The 9,756-nt window shown below is 47.1% G+C and carries 11 protein-coding genes, 1 tRNA gene and 1 other annotated feature; of the genes, 10 read left to right on the plus strand and 2 right to left on the minus strand.

From position 1 onward, the window contains the following. The first annotated feature begins 322 nt into the window (after positions 1 to 322). The 9 genes from pstS (at position 323) to rplL (ending at position 6,131) form a co-directional block, all read left to right on the plus strand. Complete coding sequence (gene pstS, locus H6F50_RS13300; RefSeq protein WP_190415200.1) at positions 323 to 1,435, plus strand: phosphate ABC transporter substrate-binding protein PstS; 1,113 nt, start codon at positions 323 to 325, stop codon at positions 1,433 to 1,435. Positions 1,436 to 1,710: 275 nt separating this feature from the next. Then, positions 1,711 to 2,073 carry a 50S ribosomal protein L19 gene (gene rplS / locus H6F50_RS13305; RefSeq protein ID WP_190415198.1) on the plus strand — a complete coding sequence of 121 codons (363 nt, stop codon included), beginning with the start codon at positions 1,711 to 1,713 and terminating at the stop codon, positions 2,071 to 2,073. Between the two features lie 92 nt (positions 2,074 to 2,165). Then, positions 2,166 to 2,238, plus strand: a tRNA-Trp gene (locus H6F50_RS13310). A gap of 324 nt (positions 2,239 to 2,562) precedes the next feature. Then, a complete protein-coding gene (gene secE / locus H6F50_RS13315) occupies positions 2,563 to 2,787 on the plus strand; it encodes a preprotein translocase subunit SecE (protein WP_190415197.1) in 225 nt (74 codons plus the stop codon). Then, positions 2,784 to 3,440, plus strand: coding sequence for a transcription termination/antitermination protein NusG (gene nusG / locus H6F50_RS13320; RefSeq protein ID WP_190415196.1), 657 nt, complete (start codon positions 2,784 to 2,786; stop codon positions 3,438 to 3,440). The genes secE and nusG overlap by 4 nt, the downstream gene beginning before the upstream one ends. 9 nt (positions 3,441 to 3,449) lie before the next feature. Then, positions 3,450 to 3,875 (plus strand): 50S ribosomal protein L11, encoded by a 426-nt coding sequence (rplK, locus tag H6F50_RS13325; protein ID WP_190415195.1) that lies wholly within the window; start codon positions 3,450 to 3,452, stop codon positions 3,873 to 3,875. 99 nt (positions 3,876 to 3,974) lie between these two features. Then, positions 3,975 to 4,691 (plus strand): 50S ribosomal protein L1, encoded by a 717-nt coding sequence (gene rplA, locus H6F50_RS13330; RefSeq protein WP_190415194.1) that lies wholly within the window; start codon positions 3,975 to 3,977, stop codon positions 4,689 to 4,691. Between the two features lie 92 nt (positions 4,692 to 4,783). Then, positions 4,784 to 4,983: a sequence feature (ribosomal protein L10 leader region), on the plus strand. A 45-nt stretch (positions 4,984 to 5,028) separates the two neighbouring features. Then, positions 5,029 to 5,607 (plus strand): 50S ribosomal protein L10, encoded by a 579-nt coding sequence (rplJ, locus tag H6F50_RS13335; protein ID WP_190415193.1) that lies wholly within the window; start codon positions 5,029 to 5,031, stop codon positions 5,605 to 5,607. A 131-nt stretch (positions 5,608 to 5,738) separates the two neighbouring features. Further along, entirely contained in the window at positions 5,739 to 6,131 is a 393-nt protein-coding gene (gene rplL / locus H6F50_RS13340; protein WP_190415192.1) for a 50S ribosomal protein L7/L12, read from the plus strand. Positions 6,132 to 6,438: 307 nt separating this feature from the next. Here the strand turns inward: rplL and H6F50_RS27950 are convergent, their stop codons facing one another. Then, positions 6,439 to 7,683, minus strand: a complete 1,245-nt coding sequence (locus H6F50_RS27950; RefSeq protein ID WP_190429065.1) for a serine hydrolase — start codon at positions 7,681 to 7,683, stop codon at positions 6,439 to 6,441. Between the two features lie 77 nt (positions 7,684 to 7,760). After that, positions 7,761 to 9,281, minus strand: coding sequence for an IMS domain-containing protein (locus tag H6F50_RS13350; RefSeq protein WP_190429066.1), 1,521 nt, complete (start codon positions 9,279 to 9,281; stop codon positions 7,761 to 7,763). Between the two features lie 164 nt (positions 9,282 to 9,445). Here H6F50_RS13350 and H6F50_RS13355 point away from each other — a divergent pair. Continuing rightward, on the plus strand, positions 9,446 to 9,756 hold a 311-nt coding region (locus H6F50_RS13355), incomplete at its 3' end, for an FHA domain-containing protein (protein ID WP_190429067.1).

Genomic DNA, 9,756 nt, shown 5'->3' on the forward strand with positions numbered 1-9,756 from the left:
GCGATCGCACTTTCTTGTGCAGATCCAAGCCTCCGAAACTGCTTCGATCTGCGCTTCCCTGCTGGCAATCATCATCTTTGCTTAACCTGTAGATTACCAAAGCCTTACCTTTACCTAAACTTACAGAACTAGCATAAAGATCGGCAGGGGTAGCATTTTAATTTTGTAAATACGCTATCTTGTAGAGTTGGTTTTCATCTGCTCTAGTTCATTTCTACTTCCTGGCAGTAAATAAAACGACAATAACCGCCAGGAAAGAACATGCACCTAGCATTTTTGACAATTCTTCAGCGTCAGCTTTTTAAAGACTCAAAGATTCAGTATGTTTTCTCCAATGCATTCAACACGACGGGCTTTTCTCGTTCCCTTTATTGCCCTCTCACTGAGCGTGACTGCCTGTCAGTCGCCAAACACAACTCCTTCCACCAGTCCAACGGCAGGAACCCCTGGTAGCGCCACTCCTGCCGCAGCAAACGGTGGTGGCGGTGGCAACGTCTCCTTAACTGGTGCCGGTGCCAGTTTTCCAGCTCCCTTGTATCAGCGGTGGTTCTCGGAGTACAACAAGCAAAATCCCAACGTCCAAGTCAGCTATCAATCAGTTGGTAGCGGCGCTGGTGTGGAACAGTTCACCCAGGGAACGGTGGACTTTGGTGCCAGCGATACGGGGATGAAACAGGAGGAAATCACCAAGGTTGGCAAGGGTGCTGTGTTATTACCCATGACAGCAGGCAGCATTGTTCTAGCCTACAACCTGCCCGATGTCAAAGGTCTCAAGCTACCGCGTGCAGTTTACACCGATATCTTCTTGGGCAAAATCAAGAAGTGGAACGATCCCAGAATTACCCAAGCCAATCCTGGGGTGAATTTACCAGACAGGGAGATTACTGTTATCCATCGCTCCGATGGTAGCGGTACTACAGCAGTCTTCACCAAACATCTGAGTGCGATTAGTCCGGCATGGAAAAGTGGTCCTGGCGACGGTAAAACTGTCAACTGGCCTGTCGGCGTGGGTGCCAAAGGCAACGAAGGCGTCACCGCTCAACTCCTGCAAAGTGATGGTGCCATCGGTTATGTCGAGTACGGCTACGCCAAGCAACAAAATATCCCTGTAGCGGCGCTGGAAAATAAAGCGGGCAAGTTTATTGAACCCTCCAGCGAAAGCGCGGCTAACACGCTAGCCGCAGTGACTCTGCCCACAGACTTGCAAGTTTCTATCACCGACCCAACGGGCGAGAATTCTTACCCAATTGTCACCTATACCTGGGTCATGGCTTACAAGACCTATGAGAATCCTGACGAGGCAAAAGCCCTCAAGGATGTCTTGAAGTGGTCGTTAAACGAAGGACAAAAGTACAGTGAAGAGCTAGGATACGTGCCTCTTCCCCAGCCTGTTGTAGCCAAAGTTCAAGCAGCAGTGGATACCATCAAGCCGTAAGTTTCAGCGTTAGATATTGCCCGAATCGGCAAGAGGCTAATCCTTTCTGAACCAGAATGTTAGTCAAGTAGGGACTGCTTACCCTACTTGACTATGAAGACTTAACAATGAAGTTTTTGGGATTGGAGAGTGAGAATCTAGAACTTCCAATCCTGAATTCCCCTAGCACTATATTGCCTACAAAAGTAAAAACTTGGGAAAATTCAGAGATTCCCGGTAGACGTATACCTAGCTCTTGATATAAGATTAAAGGCTGTGACTTTTTGGCGAAACCAATGAACGCTCAGGAAATCATCCGCTCAATTGAAGCGGAGCATCTGAAAAAAGAGTTGCCCATTATCCATGTGGGCGACACCGTTAAGGTTGGGGTAATTATCCAGGAAGGCGGTAAAGAACGGACGCAGCCCTATGAAGGCGTCGTTATTGCCAAGGGCGGTAGCAGCATTAACTGTACGATTACCGTACGGCGGGTATTTCAGGGAGTAGGCGTTGAGCGGGTATTTCTGCTCCATTCTCCCCGAGTTGAAAGCATCAAGATTATTCGTCGGGGTAAGGTGCGTCGTGCTAAACTATACTATCTGCGCGATCGCGTTGGGAAAGCCACTCGCGTTAAACAACGCTTTGACCGTAGCCTGTAGTCCAATTTGGACAAGGCTATTCCCGATTGACGCCGCTAGGGGTTAAACTTAAATAGAGAAAAGTTCAGCCTCTCGCTCTCAAATCCACCTGTGCGCTCTTAGTTCAGTTGGTAGAACGCAGGTCTCCAAAACCTGATGTCGGGGGTTCAAGTCCTCCAGGGCGCGCTCTCATCACAAAACAGGACTGAGAACTGAAGAGTGTTCGCGAAGTAGCGCAACAGCGCTAACAGAGTGAAAACTTAGAGGGACTCAGAACTTAGGCATCAAAGCTCTGCCCGAAAGCATTCCTGTGGTTGCATAGTCAGCCTCAAAAACGTTTACTTTCGGGTAGACTTGTGTTGTGTAGGTGGTTCATCAGTATTGCCTAAGTCAGGTGCTAGACCCAACGATTGCATCGGTATCTGCGTAGATTGGCAGCACATTAGGCTGTACACAGCTAAAAGCGGTAGAAATGAACTGCTCAAGAGCTGTATTAACGGGAGAGATATTGTGGCAAAGAAAAACGAAGCCGAGAGCGAAGCAAAAACAACTGGGTTTAATATATCAACCTTTTTTCAGGAAACCAAAGACGAACTGAATAAAGTCGTCTGGCCCAGTCGGCAGCAATTGCTCAGCGAATCTGCTGCTGTGCTGTTAATGGTAACTCTTTCGGCAGTTTTAATTTATCTGGTTGATGGTTTCTTTGCTTGGGCAGCAAAGCAGGTGTTCGGATGAGTTTTGCAACCGACAATCCACAGGATTTCAATCAACTCGAAGACACGTCAGATGGCTCGGTAAAATCCCGGTGGTACGCTGTTCAGGTGGCATCTGGATGTGAAAAGCGTGTCAAGACAAACTTAGAACAGCGGATTCAAACTCTTGATGTTCGCGATCGCATTCTCCAGGTGGAAATTCCTCAAACTCGCACCCTGAAAATGCTCAAAGATGGCACTCGCAAGGAGTCGGAAGAAAAAGTTTTTCCCGGCTACGTGCTAGTCCGGATGCGGCTAACTCCTGGGGCAGATGGTGAATTGGAGATGGACGATGAAGCTTGGCAGGTTGTCAAGAACACCCCAAACGTGATTAACTTTGTCGGTGCAGAACAGAAACGCCGTTACGGACGGGGACGCGGACACGTTAAACCCTTGCCGCTGAGTTTTTCAGAAGTCGAACGTATCTTTAAACAAGCTACCGAGCAAGAGCCAGTAGTGAAAACTCATCTGGCTACAGGAGATAAAATTATTGTCCTTTCTGGTGCGTTTAAAGATTTTGAAGGCGAGGTCATTGAAGTCAGCCCAGAAAGAAGCAAGCTGAAGGCGTCACTATCCATTTTTGGACGCAATACGCCGGTAGAATTGGAGTTTAATCAGGTTCAGAAACAAAGCTAAATAGTTAAGATGGCAAAGAAAGTTGTTGCAATCATCAAGCTAGCTCTTAATGCGGGCAAAGCTAACCCTGCCCCGCCAGTGGGACCAGCGCTCGGTCAGCACGGGGTCAATATCATGGCGTTCTGTAAAGAATACAACGCCAAAACAGCGGATCAAGCTGGGATGGTAATTCCGGCAGAAATCTCAGTCTATGAAGACCGCAGTTTTACCTTTGTTCTTAAAACACCACCGGCATCCGTTCTGATTCGTAAGGCAGCTGGCATTGAGCGAGGCTCCAACGAACCAAACCGGAAAAAAGTGGCGTCAATTTCAAAGGCACAGTTGCAAGAAATTGCTCAAACTAAAATGCCGGATCTCAATGCCAACGACATTGATGCGGCAATGAAAATTGTGGAAGGAACTGCCCGGAATATGGGCGTTACTATTAACGAATAGCGATTCTTTGATTCGCTAATTGCAAGCAAGCGGAAAGCTGGCAACGTAAACCCAATCGGGGGAGAGGTAACATCTCGTTAGTGACCCCAGGAGAAAAATATGGCAAAGAAAGTATCCCGTAGGCTCCAAGAGCTGCAAAAGAAAGTCGAAGATCGACCCTACGAACCCACAGAGGCTCTCAACCTTTTAAAAGAGACAGCCACTGCTAAGTTTCCTGAATCTGCTGAGGCGCATATCCGCCTGGGAATCGATCCCAAATACACCGACCAACAGCTGCGAACAACCGTGGCTTTGCCTAAAGGAACTGGACAAACGATTCGAGTTGCCGTAATCGCCAGAGGGGAAAAGGTACAAGAAGCTAGCAATGCCGGTGCTGATATTGCCGGTTCCGAAGAGCTGATTGACCAAATCCAAAAAGGCATGATGGATTTTGACCTGCTGCTGGCGACACCGGATATGATGCCCCAGGTAGCAAAACTGGGACGTTTGCTCGGACCCCGTGGCTTGATGCCCAATCCCAAAGGTGGGACGGTGACGTTCGATCTGGTGCAAGCGATTGCTGAATTTAAAGCCGGTAAGTTAGAATTCAGAGCTGACCGTACTGGGATCGTCCACGTTTTGTTTGGCAAGGCTGCCTTCCCAACTCAAGATTTGCTCGTGAATCTTAAGGCGTTACAGGAAACGATTGACCGTAACCGTCCTTCTGGAGCCAAGGGTCGCTACTGGCGCACAGTGTACATATCTGCGACAATGGGGCCATCGATTGAAATTGACATCAACGCCCTGCGCGATCTAAAGCTGACTGAAGCTGCCTAAGATTCAGCCCTGTAGGGGCAAGGGTTTCCCACCCTTACAGGAGCAATCGATTGAGTAAACAACAGGAGCAAGATTTAAAGTTTTCAGCCCAATTAACTGAATAGCACGCGCCGGAGACAGCAGGAGCTAATGGCTTAATTTCCTGCCTAGGTTTGCGACTTTACCGCATTAAGGTCAATCTTCTCGCCACACGCAACATGGCAGAAGCTGCACCAAAAATGCGAACCCTGAAAAGGGTTCCTTGGGATATTGCGTAACCCCGGCTCAACCGCTGGGGTTTTTAATTGGGCTTTTTTAGGTTTGGCATTCTGCATTTTCTAAAGGAGGTGAAAGATACATGGGTAGAACGCCGGAAGATAAACGGGCGATGGTCGCTGAAATCAAAGAAACTTTAAATGTAGCTCAGCTGGCAATCGTCATCGATTACCAGGGGTTATCAGTTTCGGAGATTATGGACTTGCGGCGGCGGCTGCGTCCCAGCGGCACCGTTTGCAAGGTAAGCAAGAACAAGCTGATGGGAATTGCCATTGAGGGTGATTCCAACTGGCAACCGATGTCAGAATTCCTTAAAGGTTCTTCTGCTTTCTTGCTAGTCAAGGACGATTTGAGCGGCGCAATTAAGGCTTACCAAGACTTCCAAAAAGCCACTAAGAAGACAGAACTTCGTGGTGGTGTAATGGAAGGTCGAGCTTTGAGCCAAGCTGACATCAAAGCGCTGGGAGATTTGCCTTCCAAGGAACAACTCATGGCGCAAATTGCTGGAGCTATCAATGGCTTGGCAACCAAGATTGCTGTGGCTATCAACGAAGTTCCAGCTTCGCTGGCAAGAGGACTACAAGCGGTCTCCGAGCAGCAGCAAGAAGGTGGCAACGGCGAAAGCGATGCAACTGCTACTGCCTCAGCGTCTGAGGAATAAATTGGCGGTTACAGGTACAAAGTCTGCCGATGAAGGCAGCTACCTAAACGCCTAAAGAATGGATTCGCGGCTACACAAACAAAGCCTGCCTAGGCAGGCTGTAACAAAAATAACGTTACTGGAGTTTTGAAATGTCTGCTACAACTGACCAAATTCTCGATCAACTAAAATCACTGACTCTGCTGGAAGCTTCTGAACTCGTTAAGCAGATTGAAGAGGCTTTCGGCGTTAGTGCTGCTGCCCCTGCTGGTGGAATGATGATGATGGCGGCTCCTGGTGCTGCTGCTGCTGCGGAACCCGTTGAAGAGCAAACTGCGTTTGACGTGATTCTGGAAGATGTCCCAGCTGATAAGAAGATTGCCATTCTTAAGGTAGTCCGCACCATCACGGGTCTGGGTCTGAAGGAAGCTAAGGACTTGGTAGAATCTACTCCCAAGCCAGTTAAAGAAGGCGCTGCCAAAGAAGAAGCTGCTGATATCAAGAAGCAGTTGGAAGAAGCTGGTGCGAAGGTAGCAGTTAAGTAAAAGGCTAATGGCTAATGGCTTTTTTCAATGAGCCATTAGCCATTCAGTAGGCGGGATTAATTATTTGTAGGATGGGAAAGCGATCGCGTAACTCATGCAGATTTGGGGTTTCCTTGCGTTTTTCCAACTAACCTACGAAAATCTACGAAAATCTTCAATTTAATTGCATCCGCCTACTTAGCAAAAAATCACCGAATAGAAATGAAGTAATTTCCTGAAGCTAAACAGGAATTACGATTCAGGAGTATAAAGAAGGCTCCTTTTTTTTTGAGGTGATTTTTTAGGTAATCTAATCCCTCTTTTGTTCCTAGGGGGAATTCCGGGCGACCATGCGATCGAAGACTAAACGAGACATTTTGGGAAAAATTGTCTTATTTTGGGCGTAAGCGGCATCGTCACCAAAGACTGTCAAAATATAAACGGTGCTACCATCTCTGGTTGCGACGAATGCCGCTTCTTGGCGCGAAAAAGAAGTCCAACCCGCCTTTGAGTAAAAATCAATATCCACATCAGACAAAGCCTCGCCAAAAAATTCCTGGATGGGGTTGAAGTCACCCCAGGTTTTTGACTCTAGTGTCCTCATTTCTGGACGCAAATCTCTTCTCAGCCATCCGCACATTTTTTCGCTGGCAGTTGAGGAAACAGCCTGTCCAGTTCCACACATTTCGTACAGGAGTCTAGCTGCCTGATCGGTTGTTATCTTATTCCGAATGGGGTCTTTGGGATCGCCTCGCATTTGCAAATCAATCTCTAGAGGCTCTGGAAGCCTTAGGTAGGGGATTGGATAAGTTTTTTGGCTAATATTAATGTCTTTGTAGCCTGCTTCTCTAAAAAAATGATTAACTTGTTGACGCTTATCTAGCCATATTTTAAACTCTTCATCATTTTCTATTTTCGGTCTAGATTGCGTATCGGTTAACAGGTCAAGGATGACGCTAGATGCCTCGTTATCAGACTCCTTGATCATTTTGGACAGATATAGAGAAAATGCACCTTCGTCTGCCCAAATACCATTTTCTATCTGGCCATAGAGAGCCACCATCCAAAACATTTTGATGACGCTAGCAGGATATCTCAAGGTATCTTGTTTATATCCGGCAATTTCACCCGTTTTAACATCGATTAAGGTAATAGATAAAGGCTTTGTGGGTAAGTCTTTCTCAGTTGCCAATTTCACAACCTCATCAACAATTTCTTCCAACTCCTGGCTCTGTTTAAAGTTCGGCGGAGTCTTGACGTTGTAGACAAGTTGTGAGCTATTACGTCCGGGTAGGCGAGATGGAAGAGGTAATAATGCAGTTTTAACCCAAGGGGGAAGTACCGGCAAGGTAGAATTTAGTTGCTCGGATACGACTGCTGGACGCTGAGTTAACAACCGATTTAACGTTAATCCACAAGTTGTAAAGATTGTAGCGGAGGCGATCGCTAAAGCCGCAAATCGCAGCCGTCGCACCCGTCTCTTGACTTGATGGGCACGAGCTGCACGTCTGGCTTTAAATTTGGCAATTTGTTGGGCACGTTTATGCGGTTTTGGTTGTGGTTGCTGACCCACGAGCTACACCTTACGGTTTTTAAGTTTTCCTGATTTCCAGTTTTAAATAATTTTGAACAGAGCAACTGCACGGGTATTTATTGAATTTCCCTGATCGTTTTGTATTCAAGTATTTTCCATTTGCTGTCTACTGATTGCAAAGTGTATCGCACCAGTCGAGTTTTGAAGTCAGTTTCGTTGGGGTCGATATTACCGTTTTTATAGAGAGTACGTTCTTCAGTTACCCTGATTTCGATAGTTGCGCGATCGCCATCCACAATAAATTGTTCAACATCTCCGACTTTTTGAACGCCGTATTGGTAGTAAGCATTGTTATTCTCTAGCCAAGCCATTGAGCCGCCCTTACTAACGGTATTCTCATAGAGTTGTCCCGTGGTCAGTTCGGCAGCAAGTTCACGATTAAAGGGGGGAGCGAATATTTCTCGCTTACTGTTTACCCACCGATTAATTAACGCGACAGCTTCTTGTTGAGCTTGCTGAGGGTTTTCTATATTGGGAGAACGGTTAGCAAAAAAACTTGGTAACTTTCCAGTTGTGAATAAAATACCACCCAGAATTGCTACCCCAATCGCACTGCCTAAAATTACTGCCTTCTGCCAATCTCTTGAATCGGAGATAGTTCTGGTGGCAACAGGTTGGGAGGATGACACCGCAGCGGTTTGTAAAGAAGCAACTTCAGGAGGGTAAGAAGGCACCGTGGATGGCTGATAAGTGTTTTCTGGGGGTGGAGAAACGACTGACGGAGGAATGTAAGGAACTGTGGGGGGAATTGGAGAGACTGGAGTTTCTAAAGCATGAAGCATTTCTTGGACATTCGTATAGCGATCGCTCGGATGAGACTGAATCGCCTTATCCAGCACCGCCAGCAAACTGGCGCTAACATTCAAAGTGTACTGATGCCACAGAATCTCGCCGCTGTCACGATCGATATTTAAGGATTGAGGGAGTTTTCCGGTCAGTAGATAAATCGCCGTCAAACCCAAACTATACAAGTCACTCGAAAAAAGTGGGCGTCCGATTGCCTGCTCGCTAGGCATAAATCCAGGCGTTCCAATTACAATTGAGCTGATGGTACGCCCCTCAGAATTGATGATGGTGCCCATCGTTTCTTTCACCGCCCCGAAATCAATTAAGACGGGTTTGGTATCCCGTTTTCGCACAATCACGTTGGCTGGCTTAATATCTCGATGGACAATCCCTTTGTGATGCACGTAATCTAGGACAGGTAATAGATTTACCAAAATTTCCCGCACCGAACTCTCGCTGAGTGATCCCTGCTGTTGCACCATTTGAGCCAGCGTTTCCCCCTCAATCCATTCCTGAACTAGGTAGAACTGATCGCCAGCCGCAAAGTAAGCATACAGCCGGGGAATCTGGTAATTGCCTTCGCCCAACTCTTCTAAGATGGCGGCTTCGCGTTGGAATCGATCTTTAATTAGCTGGTACTGGGGATTATTCGTCACCGGCTTGAGTCGCTTGATCGCGCACCGGCGACCCGAAGGCATATGGATATCTTCTGCCAGAAAGGTTTCGCCAAACCCACCAGCGCCCAGCGTCTGAATTATGCGATAGCGATTGTCCAACAGCGTTGGCATCATTGGCCTTCACCGCGTAAGGTTTTCTTTAGAAGATAACATCAGGTATTCAGGACATTTCTAGCAGTTTCAGCAAAATTTACCAATAGTTAAAGAAGGATAAAGAAGGAGAAACCTCGGAAAGGTTTCATTTTCCTAAAAAAAGTTACCCACTTTCAGAGAATGCAATGACCAGCCAATCAGGGCAGCGGACTGTTATCAGCACCAATCCCTATCTGGTGCTAAATAATCAGGGGCAGATTTTACCACCTTTAGAAATGACAGCAGACCGACACATACTGGGACGCGATCGCGCTTTCGCCGATCTAATTGTTCCAGATGATTGGCGCGTCATCTCCGCTTGCCAAGCCGTCTTACATAGAGATGGGGATGACTATTACATTTATGACGGCGATGGACGCAAACCCAGTACCAATAAGTTGTTTGTAGATCACCGATTGATTACGCCCACAGAAGGCTATCGCCTGGAAAATGGCAT

Origin of the sequence: Coleofasciculus sp. FACHB-712 (assembly GCF_014695635.1) — a bacterium.
GTDB lineage: Bacteria > Cyanobacteriota > Cyanobacteriia > Cyanobacteriales > FACHB-T130 > FACHB-T130.

What these genes read in the sequence shown, in the direction of transcription:
- rplL (WP_190415192.1), top strand. Translation starts at nt 5,739, where the DNA reads ATGTCTGCTACAACTGACCAAATTCTCGATCAACTAAAATCACTGACT.
- pstS (WP_190415200.1), top strand. Translation starts at nt 323, where the DNA reads ATGTTTTCTCCAATGCATTCAACACGACGGGCTTTTCTCGTTCCCTTT.
- rplK (WP_190415195.1), top strand. Translation starts at nt 3,450, where the DNA reads ATGGCAAAGAAAGTTGTTGCAATCATCAAGCTAGCTCTTAATGCGGGC.
- rplS (WP_190415198.1), top strand. Translation starts at nt 1,711, where the DNA reads ATGAACGCTCAGGAAATCATCCGCTCAATTGAAGCGGAGCATCTGAAA.
- nusG (WP_190415196.1), top strand. Translation starts at nt 2,784, where the DNA reads ATGAGTTTTGCAACCGACAATCCACAGGATTTCAATCAACTCGAAGAC.
- H6F50_RS13350 (WP_190429066.1), bottom strand. Translation starts at nt 9,281, where the DNA reads ATGATGCCAACGCTGTTGGACAATCGCTATCGCATAATTCAGACGCTG.
- rplA (WP_190415194.1), top strand. Translation starts at nt 3,975, where the DNA reads ATGGCAAAGAAAGTATCCCGTAGGCTCCAAGAGCTGCAAAAGAAAGTC.
- rplJ (WP_190415193.1), top strand. Translation starts at nt 5,029, where the DNA reads ATGGGTAGAACGCCGGAAGATAAACGGGCGATGGTCGCTGAAATCAAA.